9 protein-coding genes are annotated in these 21,433 nt (G+C 56.1%); 4 read left to right on the plus strand and 5 right to left on the minus strand.

Annotated features, from left to right (window positions below):
- Window positions 1-61: 61 nt before the first annotated feature.
- From G547_RS0111860 to G547_RS0111880, 5 genes are read right to left on the minus strand one after another with little or no spacing between them, the layout of a single operon-like run.
- Window positions 62-2,458 (minus strand): beta-galactosidase, encoded by a 2,397-nt coding sequence (locus G547_RS0111860; protein ID WP_027330044.1) that lies wholly within the window; start codon window positions 2,456-2,458, stop codon window positions 62-64.
- A 52-nt stretch (window positions 2,459-2,510) separates the two neighbouring features.
- Complete coding sequence (locus tag G547_RS0111865) at window positions 2,511-5,669, minus strand: glycoside hydrolase family 2 (protein WP_027330045.1); 3,159 nt, start codon at window positions 5,667-5,669, stop codon at window positions 2,511-2,513.
- A 19-nt stretch (window positions 5,670-5,688) separates the two neighbouring features.
- Window positions 5,689-8,562, minus strand: coding sequence for a glycoside hydrolase family 2 (locus G547_RS0111870; RefSeq protein WP_051235337.1), 2,874 nt, complete (start codon window positions 8,560-8,562; stop codon window positions 5,689-5,691).
- A 48-nt stretch (window positions 8,563-8,610) separates the two neighbouring features.
- Window positions 8,611-11,994, minus strand: a complete 3,384-nt coding sequence (locus G547_RS0111875) for a DUF5107 domain-containing protein (RefSeq protein ID WP_027330047.1) — start codon at window positions 11,992-11,994, stop codon at window positions 8,611-8,613.
- Between the two features lie 5 nt (window positions 11,995-11,999).
- Window positions 12,000-13,457: a sugar porter family MFS transporter gene (locus G547_RS0111880; protein WP_051235339.1), complete on the minus strand. Its 1,458-nt coding sequence runs from the start codon at window positions 13,455-13,457 to the stop codon at window positions 12,000-12,002.
- 195 nt (window positions 13,458-13,652) lie between these two features.
- On the opposite strand from G547_RS0111880, the gene G547_RS0111885 reads away from it, so the two are divergent.
- The 4 genes from G547_RS0111885 to G547_RS0111900 form a co-directional block, all read left to right on the plus strand.
- Window positions 13,653-14,564 carry an AraC family transcriptional regulator gene (locus G547_RS0111885; protein WP_027330049.1) on the plus strand — a complete coding sequence of 304 codons (912 nt, stop codon included), beginning with the start codon at window positions 13,653-13,655 and terminating at the stop codon, window positions 14,562-14,564.
- Between the two features lie 710 nt (window positions 14,565-15,274).
- Window positions 15,275-18,163 carry a TonB-dependent receptor gene (locus G547_RS0111890; protein WP_027330050.1) on the plus strand — a complete coding sequence of 963 codons (2,889 nt, stop codon included), beginning with the start codon at window positions 15,275-15,277 and terminating at the stop codon, window positions 18,161-18,163.
- Between the two features lie 430 nt (window positions 18,164-18,593).
- Window positions 18,594-20,807 carry a right-handed parallel beta-helix repeat-containing protein gene (locus G547_RS23595; RefSeq protein WP_169449445.1) on the plus strand — a complete coding sequence of 738 codons (2,214 nt, stop codon included), beginning with the start codon at window positions 18,594-18,596 and terminating at the stop codon, window positions 20,805-20,807.
- Between the two features lie 123 nt (window positions 20,808-20,930).
- Window positions 20,931-21,433: hypothetical protein (locus G547_RS0111900; protein WP_211224549.1), on the plus strand; the 503-nt coding region annotated here is incomplete at its 3' end.

Consider the following 21,433-nt stretch of genomic DNA (forward strand, 5'->3'; position numbering starts at 1 on the left):
AACCAAGATTGGTTCCCCTTTTTCATTACTGGCTTGGCGCTAGTGTTGTTTAGGTTAGCGCTTAAAAGGCAATGATGGCCTTGTACTCATTGACGACGTCGATGCCCCTGACATTCAGGTACTTGCCGTCTTCAAAATCCGGCAATTCGTCAAAGTCCACCAGCGTTTCCTGATCGTCGTACAACGGATGGAAGATCAGCACCATTTCCGTTCCGGAGAGATCGGACATGAAGCGCTTCAAACCGATTTCCCACGTCTTCTGGTGGTAAAGGTGGTCGGTCACCAAGAGCCCATCAATGAAGGCCATGCCCCTGTCCCCAACATAGTCCACTTCGATGAAGACGTCATTCAACGGATCAAGATTGCCTTTAGCCTTGATGGAGTACTTTCTGTCGGTGACTTTCTCAACAGTAACACGCGGGTTCTGCTTCTCAAAAGTCAACTGGTAGGAGGACGCCCCCTTAAAGCGAGGCTCAGTCCGGCTCAGCGACGCCCGTGAAACCTTGGGAGCTTTGCTGACGGCGGGGTAAATATGGACGTTTGGTGTCTGCGCTCTGGTCACCAGGCTGACCTGACCTTTTTCTTTCAGCACCACGCCCTCGGAGATGACAAGCTGGTTGTCGACCTTATAGGTGTTCAACGCCATTTCATGGGGAATGACCAGGAAGTGATCGCTGCCAACTTTGAATGAAAATACGTCGTTATTTTTCCCTTTGACGAGGCTCAGGTCTCCTTTCTGTTCTTGCGCGGCATTCTCCAGCGCCGTGACGACCGTACCCGCCGGGAAGACCAATTCGGGCGGAATGCCTTCAAAGGCGTGGAATATAAAATGATCGGCCTCTTCGGTCTGTAGTCGGGTCAGAGGTTGGACAGTGGCGGACTTGATCAGGGTTTCACCCAGTGTCAGATTGAAAGGGAGAATGGCGCTGGTGGATTTTTTGAGATCAAAGGTACCGGTCGACGGGAAGCGGATGGTCTCATCCTCGGCTTTCAGCTCAATGCTGACGTCGTCAATATCGGCGATCTCGATATCGTCCTGGAAGTTGATCATAAAGACAAAGCCTTTATCGTCCTTCTCCCGAACGGCATAGCGCAACGTTCTGGTATTCTCGGGATCTATATCCTTATTTCCTTTCGGCAGAATGGTCCGCATCGGCGCGAGTTCATTGGCGTACTCGTCCAGGAACAGGTGAAGCGTTTTCAGGCTTTTGTGGTGATGCCGAACCTGACCAAACTGGCCCACTGGCGCCTGAAAATCGTAGTTGATTTTGGGAATGCCGTTGACGTCTTCGTTATAGAACTTTCCGTCAAACACCGGCGTCGATCCGCCGTGGTACATGTAGTAGCCGATACCGTTGGAACCGCTGCCCACGGTGCGCACCATCAGGGGTAGTACGCTCTCGGGATCGACCTTTGGTCGGCGACTGTACTTCACTTGAATGCCGGGGCCGATTTCCGCTGGGATCGCCGGATACAGCTCGGGCTCGTAGCTCACCGGCGCGTAGTCCGGGTTCTTGTGAATGTCTTTGAACAGATAGAACTCAGAGGGCGACGGTGGCGCCCAGAACGGATAGGCATAGGCGGCGGTGACCGGAAGGCTACCCTTCTCAACGATCGCGGCGTTGCCCCAGCCGGTAGCGGTGTAGAGCGGAACGTCCATGCCATTCTTGATCGCCAGTTCCTTGAGCTTTGCCATGTGGGCCTGGCCCTGCTCGGCTTGGGGGTTGTGACCGTCGGTTTCTGAAATCTGCTCGTGGGTGACGCCGGCATTGATGTCGGCTACCGTGTACTCTTTTTTCGCGCCGGGATAGGTGATTTCCCAAGGAGCGGCGGAATGCTGAAACTCGTTTTCCAGTTGGACGCCGACGATGGGGCCGCCGTCTTTGTATAGCAACCCTTCGGTCTGCTTGCCGATTTCGCCATACAGGCGGTCGACGTAGGACAGATAACGCTCGTCGTTGGTACGGACTTCAAAAGTCCGACCGTAGAGCCAATCCGGCATACCGCCGTTGCGCATCTCGCCGTGGCAGAAAGGGCCCATCCTCACAATCAGTTTGATGCCGTTTTTTTCGACCAGTTCGGCGAAGCGACGGAGGTTGAGGTTGTCGGACCAATCGAATTTGCCCTCTTCCCGCTCGTGAAGGTTCCAGAAAACGTAGGTGGCGATCACATTGATGCCACCCGCCTTCATCTTCTGGATGGATTCTTCCCAGTATTTGGCGGGGTATCGAGAATAGTGGAATTCACCAATGACGGGAAAGAACGGCTCGTCGTTTTGGGTCAAGTAGTAGCTGTTGACATCAATCGAGTCGCCACTTGGGTTAGTCCCACCCAGGTCCAGATGTCCTGTGATGATTTCCTTATCGGGCACATCCAAGTCCATCGAGTAGTGGTTCTGGCTGGCGCAGGAAACGGTGACGGGAGCCATCAGCAGTAACGCTAGAATTGGTTTTCTCATTGTTGTCATCCTGTTCTTATTGGTCGTTCAATGTTTTGTGGGCACTGGTCATTCAGTCCCGGTCTTGTCCGGTCCATTTCGCCAGGCGCAGGTATACGGTGTTGGAATAGTTCGGCCCGATGAGAACGGGCGGCTTCATGTAGTTTCCAAGCCCGAGGTGCCGATAGTTCCATTCACTGATGACATGCAGCATCACGCCGCCCTGCGCTGATGAGTCCGCCACCGGAAGCTGCTCGGCCAAGCTTGCCTGATCGACCACCTCCAGGCGGACCGCGTCTTGCGCCGCGGATTCAGCACGCACGCTGGCTCCGGCGTCGCTGGCGATAGCCGAGGCGTGATGGATGTACTCCTTCATGCTTCGGAAATCATTGGTGCCCCGGCGGCCCGGATCGTCGGCGCCAAACAGATGAAAGTCAGTTTCATCCAACGACCAGGGCCAATCCGGTTCGACGCCCACCCTCATGCTATTGGGCTTGGAGCGTGGCGCCATGCCCGCATTGCGGCCAATGTGGTCCTCGGGATAAACGGACCAGAGGCCGTCTCGCGCCCAGGCCAACTGGTCGATGCTGTCCGTCAATAGATAGCTCACGCCGACTTCACCGTAACCGCCCGCATCGGTCTCGTTCCAGGGAACGAGGCGGGTCTCGGGCGGCGTGAGCGGAAAGTCGGCAATCGTATAGGTCGTGGTAAGCAGCCCCTGCCCATCGACCCGAACGATGAATTCCACATCGACGTCAACAGGCGCCTCTGTGACCGGTTCGTCGCTGCCGCGCGGCGGCTCGGGCTGTGCGAGGTAAGAACCCGAAATCCGCACCACGGCTTCGTTGCCATCCGTATCAGCGGCGATATCTTGCAGTGACCAGTCATCCAGGGTTACACCGATAATATTCAGAAACGGCCCGCTCTGGATCAATGTCGTCCCATTGTAGGTGCCGGAGTCTATGAGGCCGTTCCGCTTGCTGAACGTTACCGTGAAATCCGCACCTACGATCTGAATCGATTCGGCGGTTTCGGTGATATCGGGCAGCGCGCCGGCGGGTGTCGGCGCGGCCGGTTCTGGCGGTTCCACCGCGAGGCGGTATTGGTCAATGATTCTTTCGTCCCGGTTGTGACGAACAACAATGTCTAGCTGGTCGCCTTGCTGCCAATTCCTACCGGGAATAACGAGGCGACCCTCGCCGCGGGGGGCAACGTCGGGGCCCGGAATCTCACCGGACTCTTCCGCCACGGACCAGAAAAAGGTGACCGCATTCAGGTTGGTGTGATCGAACCAGTTACTGACGGGCAGTTCAAGCGGGTTCCCGGCGCCGGGGTTGCGCAATGGCTGGTTCTCAAGCCGCACGGGTGAAAACGCCTTTTTTGTGTGCCAGTACTCTGGCTTGGGCCTACGCCATTTATCCAGAATCCCCCAAGGGTATTGGCGGGTCAGATTCAAGGGGTGATCAATACCCGCAAAGATGGCGCCGCCCAAGGAGCCGTGCGTCGTGAACATGCGTTCCCAGAAAATATCGATGGTCTCGCCCCAGAAGTTTCGAACATTCGGGTCCCGCCGCATTTCCTCATAATTGTACGAGGACGGGTGAGCAAACTCATCCGCGATCACGGGCATGGGCGGAATAGCCTGGCCCGCGCTCAGACTATTGAACGGGGATATGTCCCTTTCCGCCAGGTCCGCGTCATAACCCGGGTAGTGGTAACTGTAAATATTGAACGGAAGAGGCTGGTCCGGTGGCACTGACTGGGACCAACTGTAGGCAACCGGGAGCGATGGATCTTCGCTAAAAACATAGTCGGCCATTTTTCCGATATTGAAGCCGTAGTGGGTTTCGTTGGCCAGCATCCAGAAGAGGATGCTGGGGTGATTCCTCGCCTGCTCAATGGTTTCCGCTGTCTGTTCCATAAAGATCGGCAATAGCGATTCATCGTCGGCAGCGACGTGGGCAAAGGTCACCGGCATTTCGCCCATGACATAGATCCCGATTCTATCGGCGGCCTCAAGGAAGTCCTCGTTGGCTATGTAGCAGGAGGGGCGAACGAAGTTGTGATTGGCCTCTTTATAGAGGTTCAGGTCCCGAATGGCCTCCTCTTTCGTGAGCGATATGCCATTGAGCGGGTGGCTGTCAAACTGAGCGGAACCTCTTAATTTGACCTCGTTACCGTTGACCAGCAACCGTTGTCCGTCGATCTCCACCTCCCGGAAACCGATCTGGCGCGTCACACTTTGGGTGACAACCCCGTCGACGGACAAATCCGCACGGATCCTGTAGAGCTGAGGATGCTCCGCGCTCCATTTTCCGGGGTTGGCCACCGGAATGGAGACGATACGCTCTGCCTCTCCACTGGACAACGTGTCGGGCCCAGGCCGGCAATCGCGACCGGGAACGCAGGGCACCGCCTCCCGGGCGGACAGCTTCAGCACCGAGGGTGTGATCTCTGTGCTCTGGCCAGAGGGATCTTCCAGGGTCAGGTGTAGCTCAGCATTTTCGGTACCCTCTGCGAACGCCATCGCAACCCAGACATTCATCTGCGCATCTTTGTACTGAGAGTCCAGATCGGAATCGATATGAAACCTTGTGATGTGGTTCTTCGGTAAAGCCATCAGGTCCACACCACGAACAATGCCGCCGTGGTAGGTGTTGGTGGATTGGCCTTTTTCGGGCTCATGGACAGAGACGGTAATGACTGCCTCTTCGCCCGGAGTCACCTGTTCTGTGATGTCGGGGTTCCAGATGGTAAAACCACCATGATGACGCCCTACTTCCGTTCCGTTAACCCAAACAGTGGCATCACCAGTGACTCCCTGGAAGCGCAGCTTCACTCGCTTTCCAGTGTAGTCCTCAGGGATGTTGATAACGCGCTTGTAGACATAAGAAGGCCGCAATTCGTTTCTTCGAATGGCGAGGTCTTCGATGTGAAAACTGGCTTGAGCCGGGACCCTGATATCCTGCCAGTTACTGAAGTTCACCGTCTCAAGCCAGAATTCTTCAGGCGGCTCTGCGGTGAATTTCCAGGTGCCGTCCAGCGAAATGACCGGCGCCGTAACGCGGCTTACCTGTGCCGGAACGGGAATGATCTCTGGCCTGGGCCAGACACCGTGGTCGGGTATCTGGGCCTGGTGGACCTGAGCCTGTTGGCAACCGAACGAACCCAGTATCACCAAACCGACCAGGAAAGTTCGTAAGCCCGTGCGTGTTGTTTTGTGCGATGTCATTGGGCCAAACCCTATTTAATTATTGATTGTATAAACCGCGAACCGCATCCGGCTCGAGCGGCAGAGCCGGTTGGAAGGCCTCGCTGTTCATGTACGCCATCAGGCTGCGGTAGAGTTGACGAGTACCGAGTCGCTCGTCCAGATCCCGGTCGAAATCAATGGAGGTGACGAGAAGGCGCCCCTCCCCGACCCTGCCTTCAAACATCAGCCCCAGCTTTCTGGCCTCGGACCAGGTGTCGATCATCTGTACCAACGGTGTCAGCTCCGGGGAAAGGTCCCCCAGGTTCATGGGCTGGATACCGTGGAGGATGTCCCACCACTGCCAGTTGGTATGAAACTCTGTGGGGAACCGATTGAACACCGGATGCTCGGGCGCCACCAGAACGCCCATGGTGTGGGGCTCCTGGCCGCCAGTCCATTCGGTATTCCAGAATATTGGTGAGAAGCCGGCTGCGATGTCACCGCCTTTATCGTCGCGGATACGGCCGTCGAGTTTTAGAAGCACCCGAGCACCAGCCTTCAGCTTTTTCTCGACCTCAGGGGTCAGCCGGTCGGTGATGAGAATGTCGCTGGGCTCCGCCTCGGGGCCTGACTGGGGATAGACCCAGAAGTCCCAGTGATTCCACCCCAGGTCCCCCACCCTGACTTCGAGCGTCAGTTTCTGTGGCGATGTAAAAGCCGCGAGCTCAAGCGCGGCTTGCCCGGCCGCAATGTTGTTCCCGCGCGGCAGATCGACCGCGTACTGTTTGGACGCAACGACCTTGTTGCGCTCGTTGATGATCCGCCATTCAACGGGAACCGCCTTCATCGGTGATCGGCCAAGATGGGCGACTTCCAAATCGGCGGTAAAGGTTTCCGCGTCCGTCCAGAGATGTTTTTCCAGTCGGGCCAGCGGCACCGTCTGGGAACTGAACTGGCGAAACTCCCGCGCGCTCGTGTAGGGCTTGCTGTCCCAGAAGGGGTCTACCACCCCTACCAGTGCCGTGCCCTGCCCCGGAAAATCTTTCAGGTCCAGCATCTGAAACCCTGCCTGGCCGGGCGTTCTGAGCGCAGCTTCGATGTCCGCCTTGTAGGCCAGCACCTGCAGTCGGCCGGAGGCCATCAGAAAATCTTCCGCCTGGTGCAACAGGTGATTCTTTTTCAGGAAATCCTGAAAGATTTCGAAGTTATGGGGGTAGAGAACGCCGGTGTACTTGGACATTTCATTGAAGTTCGGGTAGACCGTCCACTGCCCGATTTCATGGGCGACCACCGGTCGGTCGTATTCTTCAATCACGTCGCCAAAATCCCAGTCGGTGCTGGGAGGCTGGGAGTTGATTCGACTCTTAAGCCCAGCCTCCCACTGCTGGATTCTCGGGTCGGGAATCACGTGGTATTCATTTTCAGGGAGGACCGGCCAGCCCACTCCGCCGGTGTAAACAAGCCGGTCGTCATAGTCCTGCAGCGTTTCTATGAATTCCGCCAGGTAGGTTTCCTGATTTTTACCGGCGGGTTCATTGCCGTGCGCGAACATGACAAATGACGGATGGTTACCGTACTCATCGAGAATGCGTTTGCTTTCACTGATGACGAATTCATCCACCGGGCCGCCATTGCCGACCGTTGCTCCCTGGTTGGGCCAGACCGACGCCTCCGGTTGCAGGTAGACCCCGGCCTCGTCCGCCGCTTGAAAGGCGGCTTCTGGAGGGCACCAGGAGTGGAACCGCACGTGATTCAGGCCGTGTTGTTTGATGACGTCGAATATGCGTGCCCACTCTTTCTTGGATGTTGACGGATAACCGGTGAGCGGGAAAATCGCGGACTCGAGGGTTCCCCTCAGGAAGACCTGATTACCGTTCACTGAGAAGCGTTGGCCATCCACTCGAAAGTCCACCATTCCGAAATCGGTCTGGTATGAATTCCGGTGCACATCGTCACCGGCGAAGATGAGATCCGCGCGCATGCGGTAAAGGTTGGGTGTGAACTCGTCCCACAACCGCATCTTATCGCCCATGGGGTAATCGACTTCGACCACGCCAGACGCATCAACCGAAAAGAATCGCTCGACCACCGGAAGCTGTTGCGGCTCGGCGGCGTTTTTCGAGGTTGCCTGCAAACGCAATGTTCCCGCCCTGGGGCGTCCACTATGGTTCTCGACCCGCACGGTGGTTTTGGCCATTCGCCCGGGAACATCCGGGGCGATCTTTACCTCCGATATGAAAACCGGAGACGTGGCCTCCAGGGCGATCTCTCCCACGATCCCGTTCCAGTTGGATTGGGTGTGATCGCTGATGCTGTGGGAGTTCCGGCCGATTTCCAGCAACACCCGATTGTCGACCCGGATACTGAGCCGGTGTGTTCCCGGCTCCAAAGACTCCGTAAGGTCATATCGGTGGGGGGTGGCGAGACTGTTGTTTGAGCCGACTTTGCGGTCGTTGACGAAAACGGTGGAGCCCCAATGAACCCGCTCCAGGTGCAACGTGACCCGCTTGTCTTGCCACTCCGGTGGAATAACAATTTCCCTCTGAAACCAGGCGACACCCTTGTAGTGGGTATCAGGGGTCAGCCAGTAGGGAAATTTGAAATTATCGTCGGTCCGATACGGGGCGTACTTGTCGAGCGCAACAAAGCGCTCGTATCCGGCATAGCTACTGGACACCCACTCCGTTGCCATGGACACCGGCTCTCCAAAGCCTGACTCCTGCAGGGAGCCAGGCAGGAGGATCGACTCCGAATAGGTTCTGTTGTACCACCGCTCCTTGAGGCCCTTATCGGATGGGTCCAGCGCAAGACTCCAGTCCCCCGCAAGGGACAGGGTCTCCGGGCTTTCCTGCCCAACGGCAGGAAAGCCCAGTGACATCGCCAAGAACAGAACAATGGCGAGTGTCGGCCGCGTTCCACTTCTATTATTCATTATTAGGCTCCATGGTACTCACCGTTTTCCGAGCAACCCGACGTTTTACTAGGCGGAACAATCAACGTTTGTCGCCTGGCGGGTTTCCATCAGAGACGGTCGGTTCGCAAGACGCAGGTGGCTAATGGCCCCGAAGTGCGCTTCATCCAGGCGCACCGCTTCTTCCAGTGCCAACTTGGCCTCGCGGGTTTGCCCTCGGCCGAGCAGCCCCAGCCCCGTGACGTAGAGGCAGTGCACTCTGTTTCTCAGATTGAGGTCATCATCAAAAATCAGCATGTTAGGCAGAGAGACGGCAAAGTAGTCGATCGCCACGTGATCGTCCTTATGGACTTCTCCGTGGTGGACCAGCTTGCGGAATATGGCGTCCGCCTTTGCCGGTTCGTTCAAGTTACGCCAGGCCAGCCCCTGATACAGAATGTGCTCTGGCGGGGTATCGTTATAGAAAACTGCGGCTGCCGGTTCGTCGTCGCCTTGCGTGGCCTTCTCCCAATAATCTTTGGCCTTCGCTTTGTTCCCGCTCAAATCATGGGCAACACCCAGCCAGTAGTTGATGTCATTTTCTCTGGCGGTATAGAGTTTGCCCTCGCCCAGGTTTTCCGGATAGACGCACGCCTGACGCAGCTTTTCGATGGCCTGTTCGTACTCTCCGGCGGCGAGATTCTCCTTCGCCATTTCCATCAGGCTGTAGACGTATTGCCCGGAAACCCGGCCCTCTCCCCCTTCCCAGGGATGGAAGGTGCGCTCGGTGATGAGCGTGTAAGCCTCTTCGTGATTTCCCAGAACATTGTGCAGTCCGATCCGCTCCAGATAGACATCATCCCGCTGATCGACCAGGTCCAGATGAGACTCCAGGAACGCGAGCCTTTTCTCCGGGCGGTGATTCATCCGCTTATAAAGCTGATCCAGTTCCATGAAGACCCGAGCATCGGACCGACCCAGGGAAAAGGCTTTCTCAAAGAGTTCCAACGCCTTCTGGGCATCGCCTTCGTGGTTGAACGTGGCGATGGCAAGATTCCGGTGCACCGTCGGGAAGCGGGCATCTTTTCGCGCCGCCTCTTCCCAGAGACCCGTGGCGAGGTCATATTGCTGCTTGTCGTAGAACAGGCATCCGAGGTAGTACGGTGCTCTGGCGTCATGCTCATCGGCCTTCATGGCCTCTTGCAGCGCGGGTATCGCCTCCAGTCTATTGGGGAAGCAGTAGTCCGGGGAGGCCTGCGCCCCCATTCTGTAATACTTCCGAGCTACATCAGTATCGCCCTTCATTTGGCAGAACCAACCCGTGTGGTAGTACACCATCGGGTGGAGCCGTCCGTCCTGACCGGGGCGCACGAGGGCGAGCAGGCTGATGGCTTCATCAAACATGCCTGCGTGAGCATATTCTGATGCGCCGTTGATGAACGTTTCCACGTCATTGCGGAAACGCTCTTCGAGCAGCTCAAGGGAAGAAGACGCTGCCCCCCGCTCCCCTCTGTCTGACTCCGCGAGGTAGTGCTCAAACCGGGCAGTGAGGTTGAAGCCATCGAGAGCGATCGCGGCTTCACTCACCTGCGTCGCATCCAGTAGTCGGCCCAGCTTTCGAAGAAGCGCCGCCTTCAGCGCCCACGCCGCGGCATTGTTTCGATTCAGATCCAGGGATTTATTGATGTGCTCCAGGCCCCGGTCATAGCTCCCCCGGTAGGTGTCAATTTGGGCCAGACAGAAATAACTCGCATCCTGCCAGGCACGATTCCAGGCCGCTTTGTAGAAGGCGTTATAAGCCCCTGACAGCTTGCCCTGGAACTTCATGGCAACGCCAAGGTGGAAGTATGGCTCCCCGACATAGGGGTTGGGGTTGCGATAGGTGAGCGTTTCAATCGCTCTTTCAAAAAAGTCCTCACTTTCAGCGAACCGGCCTCGTCTTAGGTGCCACAGCCCCAAGGCGGAGTTGTTCCGCACGTCCCCGGGTTCCCGACGCAGTGCCTCTTCATAATAATCGACAGGGCTGTACGTCGCGTGCCGATACTGTTCCAGATGAAGCCCGGTCAGGTAGAGCTTCTCGATGCTCGTGACTTGACTGGGCTCCTCTGCGGCATCTGCCGCTTCCGGGATCTCATTCTTCTGAATACTGGCTGGCTCGTATCGGACCAGCTCTTTGCCAGAATGATCCAGAACCACCAACACGTAATTGGCCTCACCGAGCGTCTCGCTGCATGATATCGACTTCTGGTAGAGTTTCTCAGGAGAAACACTGAAGGACTCTTCAAATACCCGACGCTCGTTGATATAGAGCTCAACCCGGTTATTCTGCTCCGAACTCGCGTAGATGGTGATGAGGGCGGCATGGGGCCCCTCCGGTTCAATACCGATCACAATATCCCGAGTGGCATTCTTTACCATTCCCACTTTCTGATACGGCATGAAAACCTGCGAGAAGGACTTTTCCTCGAAGGGCATCAGCCACGCAAAGTCTGGCTGGTTATCGGTGTACACTCCGGTCATCAGCTCGACATAGGGGCCGTCTTCATCGGTGAGGTTTCTATCCCACGCTTTGCCAAACTCCCCGTTACCCCAGGTCCATTGCTTCTTGCCCGGCGATACGTGATGATCCGCCACATGCAAGAGCCCCGACTCGCTGTCGTGCTCATAGCCACCGATAAAATCGAAATCGGATTCCATTGCCATGTAGGAGGTGGGTACCGGAATATTCCTGAAGCGGGAAATATCAGTGCCCGGCGAATAGTCGATCTTGTAGTAGGTGCCGGTGGCAATGGGAAATGTGGAAACGTCCCGTTTTCCATGGTCAAAAACGGCATTGACGTCGGGTGGAAACACCGACTGGTAATGATCATTCACCGCGACGGCCGGGTTCGCCCACCAGAGAAACGTTTGAGGCAGGTAGGTTGAATTGAAAATCTTGGCTTCTACCTCCAGATAGGCCTTCCCCGGATACAGGGTAAAGCCGGCGGCGCCACGGGTATGGGACATAATCTCAAATTCGTGCGTCCATACGGTTTTTGAGCCGTCGCTGTTTTCCTGAACGGCGAAGTCGACCGGCTTGAACGTCGTCGGCCGATGGTGCTGCGGCCAGTTGAATTCTATACCCCCCGAAATCCAGGGCCCGAGAAGCCCGACCAGGGCGGGTTTTATGACCTGGTTGTGGTAGATGAAGTGGCGTTGTTTAACTTTGTCATACGCCATCTGAACCCGTCCGCCCAGCTCCGGGAGGATCATGACTTTCAAATAACAGTTTTCCAGGAAAACCCCGTTGTAAGTACGGTCTTCCTTTTGATCGAGTATCTTTTCGGTGATCGGGTGCGGGTATACTTTACCGCTGCTCCCCTGATAGACCCGCTTCTCGAAAAACATCGGATTCCGTTCCTCTTCTCCGACCGGATAGGTCGGAATGGTAACGGCTTCCTGCCACGCTTTTACGGTCATTTTATCGTCGTACATCGATTCTACTCCTGATGATAAGCATCGAAAGAGGTTCCAAGTTCCCTCTCCAGCTCTTCGAGAGATTTTCCTTTGGTTTCGGGAAGCTTTCTGAGAATCAGCACAAAGCCGACAATGCAGATCAGCGCATAAACCCCAAAGGTAAGCGCCGTTCCCTGTGGCCCTTCACCGAGGCCTTCGTTCAGAAGGGGGAAGGTGTAGGTCAGGACCAGCGAGGCCGTCCATAGGGAAAAGACACAGACGGACATGGCGGCGCCCCGGATCCGGTTGGGAAATATTTCGGAAATGAAAACCCAGGTTACCGGTGCGAGTGACATGGCATAGAACGAGATGGCGGCCACCACCAGAACCAGCATGTGCCACCCGATGATCTGGGTGTAGTAGAAAAACGCCATCAGCAGATAGATGACCGCCAAGGCGCCTGAGCCGATCAGAAGCAGGGTTTTTCTGCCCCAACGGTCCACGGTTCTCAGGGCGACAAAGGTAAACACAAGGTTGGCAATCCCGGTAAAAATGATGTTCACCAACATCTGATTGATGTCGTAGCCCGCGCTGGTAAAAACTTCTTCGGCGTAGTTAAAAATGACGTTGATGCCACACCACTGCTGGAAAACCGCCAGGCCAATGCCGATCATCAGTACCGGCAGAATCTTGGGGCTGAGCAGCTCCCTCAGCCGTACCCGCCCGCCGTCATCGGAAACCGTCTCCTGGATCAGAGTGGATTGCTCTTCGGCATAATGGCCGCCACCGATCTGGGACAGGACCCTGCAGGCTTCCTCCACACGGCCCTGCTTTATCAGCCAGCGGGGGCTCTCCGGTATACGAAAGGCCAGCAAAAAGAAGGCGATGGCCGGCAGAGCTTCTGCGGCGAACATCCAACGCCAGCCGAACTGACCGTTCCAGGAATCGAGAATCGTAGCTCTGGTGGCGGCCTCAGGGATGGTATCGGCAATCGCCCAGTTCGCAATCTGCGCCGCCAACACGCCCAACACAATGGTCAACTGGTTGATGGACACCAACTTCCCACGGTGGCTCGAAGGCGCCATTTCGGCGATATACATCGGGGAGACCGTCGAGGCCAGACCGATGGCCACCCCTCCCGCCATCCGCATCAGAACAAACACTGAAAACGTCTCTGCAATGGCGGTGGCAACGGCTGACAGCGTGAATAGAAAGCCGGCAATCAGCAGGACCTTCTTCCTTCCGAGCTTGTCTGTTATGTAGCCTGAGATGGCGGCCCCCACCAGGCACCCCACCAGAGCATTGCTCATAGCCCACCCTATCTGAAAGGAGGACGTCAGATTGAAGTAGGCCTCGTAAAAGGGCTTGGCCCCGCCGATTACCACCCAGTCATAGCCAAAGAGAAAACCGCCCAGTGCAGCGATGAGTGAGACATACGCAATGTAGCCATACCTCAAACCGGCGCTTTCCGGTTCGGCGTAATTTTTTTCTGAACGAGTCATAGGCGATACTCTCTCGAGGCATACCCACAACGACCAGGTCGACTGGGCGGGATGGGCATCCGAAAACTTATTATTGGAAGCTAGCGAGCGCTCAAGCCACTCGCAGACTATGGTTAGAGTGTGTATTCTCGACACCATGAAGTAAATAGACAAAGGGGCACAAACATGGATTATTCTATTGGGAGGGGCCGGTAAATGAGAGACGGTTTCATGGGCCAGAAAATGGTGGTTCTACCCCGGGACGTCCGGGAATCCATCAAGAAAAACCCGCTCATCAACGAACTCTACCTCACGGATATTGGTTATTACCCCAGAGCCGGGAATCATTTCAGGCGCAGAAACCAGGGTGCCGATGAGTACATTCTGATTTATTGCCTGGAAGGGGACGGATGGATCAAACTGAACCGGAAAAAACACCTTATCACGCCCAACTCCTATTTCATCATACCCGCGGAAACCCCTCATGAGTACGGGTCTGAAGAGCAGGATCATTGGAGCATCTACTGGGTGCACTTTACCGGCCCCGGCGCCGAGACCCTATTCAAAAAACATTGCCAGAGACAGGCGATCAACGGCAAAAGCGCCGCCCCCTGTGTGGTCAAACTGCCGTTTGAAGAAGAGCGAGTCAGCTATTTCGACAGTTTTATTTCCCTGCTCGAAAGTGCTCACGGGCCAGAGCCCATCGAATACGTCAACATCAGTTTATGGCAGCTTCTGGCCTCCTTCGTCTACCATGACTATTATTCCAAGATTCGGCACGAGGACCGGAGCACCAACATCATCGACTCCGCCATCCGGTATATGCAGGAGCATATGGATCAGTCCATCCGCATCGACGAGCTCGCCGAGCACCTGAGTCACTCTGCCTCCTACCTCTATTATCTTTTCAAGCGCAACACCGGCTACTCCCCCATCAGTTACTTCAACCACCTGAAAATACAGGAGGCCTGCAAGTACCTCAGCTTTACCAACATGAGCGTCAAGGAGATCGGCTACTCTTTGGGCTTTCAGGACCCGCTGTACTTTTCCAGGCTTTTCAAAAAAAGGATGAGCCTGTCGCCCACCCAGTACAGAGAGAGGCTCGGCAGTCAGATGGAGCCACAATGAACCGGTTTTCTGAAAGAGCCAAAAGGCCACATTGCGCCGCGTAAGTCGTTGATATTTTGGACTATATTACATATTGGAGTATCAGCCGGCAGAAACCTTCCCAGAGAACGGGTTCAAACGACTCGTTCGCGCCAAGCCATTCGCACCCCGATACGCCATGCTACGCCATCGGCTCAACCGCCCGGAGAGTTGCACGTCACCGCCCACATGCTGCTATGGCGCAATTTTTCTCTTTGTGACAGCGACCCGAATGAAGCGCCTCTCCCCAGAAAGCGCTCGTCAGCCCGGCCCTGTCAGCGCTTCCAACTTTCCGCCTCAGCGCTCCCCGCTCGCCATGACCACCAAAATAGAATAGTCCATCTTTGTGAGCCATTGTCTATTTACTTAACCCGGACGGAAACACACACTCACTCAAGGTTTCCATCTAATTCAATAACGGAAACCCATCAAAGAAGTGTGTAGAGGAAGAAGGCGGTTAGCGAACAGGCTGCCCATAGAAAACGTTCTTCTCTTCTAGCTGTGCCACCCTTGTCGCCGTCAACAGTGCACACTGAAGAGGGGCTCCCCGTACCGTCGACCCCGGCGTCGCAGTTGCAGGGATCCAGTTGCCAGCAACCTGGCGGGACCCTATGACTCCAACGTCATAGGGTCTGAACGCCGAAACGGATTTTCACTAAACAATAACTACCAATGAGTATTGGAGATAGCATATGTTCAAACGAAACGCGTTATCGGCAGTCATTCTGGCTTCCGCGGGTACATTGATCGCGCCCACCCTATACGCGCAAGACGAAGAGGCCATGCTTGAGGAAATCGTGGTCACCGGTATCCGCGGCAGTCTGAACCGGGCCACCGACATGAAGCGCAACGCTGATGTCATTCAGGACAGCATCGTCGCGGAAGATATCGGTAAATTCCCTGACCAGAACGTCGCTGAGTCACTGCAGCGTATTACCGGTGTGACCATCTCACGAGCGGGCGGTGAAGGGGCGCAGATCAGTGTGCGCAGCTTCGGCCCGGAGTTCAACATTGTGAAGCTCAACCACCGCACGCTGGCCACCACCACGGGCGGCCGAAGCTTCAACTTCCAGCTACTGCCGTCAGAGCTCATCGGCGGTGCTGATGTCATCAAATCTCCTACCGCTGACCTGAGTGCAGGTAGCGTCGGCGCCTATGTCAATGTCCGTACCGCGCGCCCGCTGGATAACCCTGGCTTTAACGCCGTCGCAGCGGTAAAGGCAAACTATAACGATCTTTCTGAAGAGATGGGCCCGGAAATCAACGGCCTGATCAGCAACACCTTTGCCGATGACACCATTGGCGTTTTGGTCGGTGCAACCTATAGAGAGACCGACGGGCGTATTGACCTCTACCGCAGTAGCCATTGGCACGAGTACGCGAATGATGGTTTCGGCTTTATTCCGGGCACCGTCGGCGAAGATGGCCAACTACTTGCCGACGAAAACGGAGAGCCGACCACGGACCTGCCCGGCAGCCGCGGCCCGGGACGAACAATCTACTCCACCATTAACGACAGTCGCGAGCGCGCGGGCGTCACGGCCGTCATCCAATGGGAGCCCAGCAGTAATTTCTCGAACACTCTGGACTTACTTTATACAAAACTTGACCGCGAAGCTCTCGGCTCCGGCCTGCAGATTCCAATGCAGGAAGAGAGCAAGTATACGGATGTGGTTGTCAACGACGGAGGCACATTGCATGCAGCCACTCTTGCCGACATCGACGTTGAAATGAATGTGGACTACGCTCTGTCCGAGGACACGACCATTGCCGTTGGTTACAACAGTATGTTCACCGAGGGTGCTCTTACGTTGGAATTCGATGCGTCCTACTCCAAGGCCGAGAACGATTGGCAGGGCGACAACAGCACGGCATTGCACCACACGATGTATGACGAAGACGGCAATATCGTGCCGAGCCAGATCATGCTCGATTACAGCAGCGACATTCCGAGTCTGTCCACCACAGGCGCCCTTGATGTCACAGACATATCCAAGGTAAGAGCCGCCTGGCAGCATTGGGGCGAAAGCGATGCCGAGGATGAAATCAAAGAAATCAAACTGGACGCGCTTTACGAGATCGACGCCGGTGTGGCCCGCTCAGTGAAGGCAGGTGTGGCCTACCAGGACCGCACCATCGCTTTCAACGAATACGGCACCGAGTTCGATGCGAACGGCTGCCCCTGCTGGCCCTACCCCGGAGGCATGCAGATCGGCTTTGGCAGCACTTGGGGCGGGCCATCCGAGCTCGGTGAATTGCCCGACAACCTGTTTACTCTAAGTGACGGCAACTTCATGGACGGCGTATCAGGAGATTTCCCTCGCCAGTGGGTCATGCTCAAAGACCATGCGACGTATCGCGCTGCCACTCAGGAAATTCTGGAGGAGATACGCCCCGAATCACCCATCGTACAAAAAGGCTGGGACACGGTTTATAGAAATGCCGCCGGAAGCTTCGTCAACAACGAAGAGAACATTTCCGCTTATGCAATGGTGAACCTTGAGGGCGAGCTGGGTGACGTCATCTGGTCGGGCAATGTAGGCCTGCGTTATGTCGATATTACCAACAAAGGCCAGAGCAACGCGTCGAGGATCAGTCTTCTGCGGCTGGACGAAGAAGGGTCGAACCTGCCGGAGCAGGTCGTCAATACCGCTGATAGCGAAGGGCTACAGCCACTTAGTGTCGAGACGACCGAAGAACACCTCCTACCCAGTGTAAACCTGAAGCTGGATCTTGGTGGTGGCCACGTCGTACGGACGGCTGCCAGCAAGACCGTCGCTCGCCCCAACATCAGGGACATGAGTCCGAACTACTCTGAGAGTGCGGGCGTCAACAGCCCGGTGGTTCAGGTCACCGGTGGTAATCCGGACTTGGAGTCCTATGAAGTGACATCGTTTGACTTGGGCTATGAGTTCTATGCCGAAGATGACAGCGCTTACTCTGCGACCCTCTTCTATAAGGATATCACCAACTTTATCTCGACCTTCACGGATACCGGCCCTTGGGACGGTCCGATCGAACAGGCCCTCTTGGACGCCTACGAAGAGAACGGCGACATTGTTCAGTACATATCAAACCAGAAGAACAACCGCCCGGGCGGCACGATCAAAGGACTGGAATTGTCCGCTTTGCACTACTTCAATACTCTTCCAAGTTTTTGGGACGGCTTCGGTGTTCAGGCGAACTACACCTATACGCACAGCGAGGACAAGGAGGCATTGCCTGTAAACTCCCCGCTGGTACCAGAGCCCGGTTCATCCCTGGAAGGCTTCGCCAAGAACTCATATAACATTATCGCCTTCTATGACAAGAACAACTTTCAGACGCGTATCGCCTACAACTGGCGGGATAGCTACATGAGCAGCCGCGTGGGCGAGGCCGGCCAGCCCTCTTACACCGACGAATACGGCCAAGTGGATATGAGCCTGTCCTACGACTTCACCGACAACCTCACTGCTTCGTTCGAAGCAATCAACCTGACCAACGAAACCCGACTCGGGTACTTGGGCCAACGGGACCGGGTCAGCCTCGTGGAAATGACAGGACGGCGCTTCCAGCTCGGGCTGCGCGCCACCTTCTGACCGTAAGTTCTCTCTCGCAGCATCGTGCTTTGAGGCTCTTCGGAGCCTCTTTTTTGTTCCTCTCAAAGCCAAACGGTTTAGATCAGATCAACCAGAGGTCGATCTATCCGGCGTAAAAATCCCCTTTTTTGCCTCCATCATGCCAAACAGATCACACTTTTAGGTAAACGTTTACCTATTGGTATTACTATACGTCCTTCTTATTATAATTCAATATACGGTAAACGTTTACTTGCCCAAGCTTAAGGGCCAAACTTTATCGGGCTACAAGAGGTCCAGCGCTGGCAGGTCACTGCCACGATGTCTGTGGAAGCCCAGCCACATTTCGCTTGCCCTCCTCGCGCGCCGCATTCGCCGACTTCCGGCCTGCGCCGATTCAAAACTCGCTAGATGTTGAATCATCACCCGATCCTACATCGGAGGAATAATAATGACTCGTTCACCAAAACCAAGACGTCGATTTTCGCAGAGCTGGAGGCTGACAGCGTCTTTAGCCCTTGCCCCCGCATTGCTGGCTTTCTCATCCCTGGCGTTTTCCCAAAACCTGATAACCAACCCCGGCTTTGAGAACGGGACCAGCGGCTGGACCCTGGGAGACGAGGCCTCCGCCCAGTACACCGAATCCAGCGGCCGCAGTGGCGACCGACTGACCCACTGGTCCTCTAACACTTCCTACCGGGCGGAGACTAAACAGACCATTACCGGGTTGTCGGCCGGGACCTACCGGCTCTCCGCGTACACCGTCGGCGGCAGCACGGCCGGCGCCTGGCTCTGGGCGTATTGCGACGGCCAGGGCTACTCCACCCCGATTCCCTCCAGCGCCTGGGGCAACTGGGCCGAGGTGGTGGTTGAGGGTATTGATGTGAGCGGTGGCAGTTGCGAGCTGGGGCTAACCACCGAGGACAGCGAGTGGAGCAGCTTCGACGACGTGGTCTTTGAGCGCGTCTCTGGCGATGAGCCGGTTGAAGTTGTGATTGAGGAAGGCGCAGGCTCCTGTAGCGTGGACGGCTCGGTCGACAGCAATCATTCAGGCTACAACGGCAGCGGCTTCGCCAACACCGACAACGCCACCGGAACCGGTGTCGACTGGCAGGTGGCAGTGAGTCAAGCGGGAAGCTACACCCTGCAATGGCGCTACGCCAACGGCGGCGGCAGTGGCCGCCCCGGCGACATCTCTATCGATGGCCAAACGGAATACCAAGGCGTGCCTTTCCCTGCCTCCGGTAGCTGGAGCAGCTGGGCGGATAGCGACACCGTGGAATTGTGGCTGGATGAGGGGAGCCACACCGTTCGCCTGGAGTCCGTCACCAGTTCTGGCCTGGGCAACATCGACAGCTTTACCATTACCGGAAATGACGTCAGCGCCGAAGCCTGCGGCAGCGCTCCACCGGACGGAGCCGGCGATGATGGAGACTACTACGTCTCGCTCAATGGCAGTGACTCAAGCTCGGGGTCGCTCAACCAGCCTTTCCGCACACTGCAGCGCGCCATTGATGTCGCCGGGCCAGGGGATCTGGTGTACGTCCGGGGCGGTGTCTACAACATCTACAGCCCCGCCATACCCGAAGCCGGTATCAATTTTTGGAAAAGCGGAACCTCTGAGAGCGCGCGCATCCGGTACTTCGCGTACCCGGGTGAGCAGCCAGTGCTCGATTTTTCCAACCTTCAAATTCAGCCGGACCCCAACTATACCTTCGGCGTTTTGGTCACAGGTTCTTACCTCCACCTCAAGGGTTTCGAGATTCGCAATCTGCCCATGAACACCCGATCGAATGTGGGCCTGAGAGTCGGCGGCGACGACGCTTACCGAAATATCTTCGAAGAGTTGGACATTCATCATATTCAGGGCGCCGGTGTGTTCGTTCATACCACCCGAGGCGGACATCTGTTCCTTAATTCGGACTCCCATGACAACTACGACCCCTGGTCCCACCAGGGCGACGGCGAGAACGCTGATGGCTTTGGGGTTCACTACCAGTGGACAGGAGAACCGACAGTCTTCCGTGGCTGCCGCGCCTGGTGGAACTCTGACGATGGTTGGGATTTTATTTCGCAGGAAGTTCCCGTGATCGTTGAAAACAGTTGGGCGATGGGCAATGGCTATATCAACTCAGGCTCTGCCACCGCAGGCAACGGCGCCGGGTTCAAAATCGGGAGTAGCAAAACCGGTATTCGCCACGTGGTACGCAACAACGTGGCCTGGAGTAACCGCAACCAGGGCTTTTATGCCAACCACTCCGCCAGCGGAAACGACTGGTACAACAACACCGCCTACAACAACCGTGTGCAGTACGACATGTGGGCCAGCAGCTGGGACTCGAACGGCAACCGGACCGACGGTGTGATCTTGACCGGTAATGATCGCCACCGCATGAGGAACAACATCGGCTTCCCCAATGAGAACCGACATATGGCCGGTGTGGATGATCAATACAACACCTGGAACCTGGGTATTTACCCAAGCAGCAGTGACTTCCTGAGCACGTCCGACGAAGACTTCATGGGGCCGCGTCAGGCTGACGGAAGCCTGCCCGAGCTGGACTTCCTCAAACTTAGCCCCAACAGCCAGATGATTGATCGCGGTGTGAATGTCGGGCTGCCCTACAACGGTTCCGCACCCGACTTGGGGGCTTACGAACAATAACCCAAACAACAATAAACGGTTTTTAGACTCGTCTCTGCTTCTCCGCCCCGAAGTAACGGAGAAGCTGATTCGACACTGTGTGATCCTTAAATAGAATCACCTAATTCAATCGGAGGAACGAAAATGACTCACCCTATAAATATAAGAGGTAGATTTCCCAAGGGCTGGAAGCTGGCAACACCGCTAATGCTCTTTTCCACGTTGCTGACTTTCTCATCCTATTCGTTGTCGCAAAACCTGGTGTCCAACCCCGGGTTCGAGAACGGCACCAGCGGTTGGACGCTGGACGACGATGCCGCGGCCCAGTACACCGAGTCCAGCGGGCGCAGTGGCGACCGACTGACCCACTGGTCCTCAAGCGCGTCGTACACCGCCAACACCAACCAGACCATTTCGGGCCTGGCGAACGGTACCTACCGTCTGTCCGCTTACACCGTCGGCGGCGCAACGAGCGGCGCATGGCTCTGGGCCTACTGCGACGGAAACTCCTATTCATCCACGATCCCCGCCGCAGGCTGGGGCAACTGGACTGAAGTGGCCGTCGAGGGCATTGAAGTGAGTGGCGGCAGCTGTCAGATCGGTATCACCACCGAGGACAGCGAGTGGACCAGTATCGACGACGTCGT

Origin of the sequence: Marinimicrobium agarilyticum DSM 16975 (assembly GCF_000423345.1) — a bacterium.
GTDB classification, from domain to species: Bacteria; Pseudomonadota; Gammaproteobacteria; order Pseudomonadales; family Cellvibrionaceae; genus Marinimicrobium; species Marinimicrobium agarilyticum.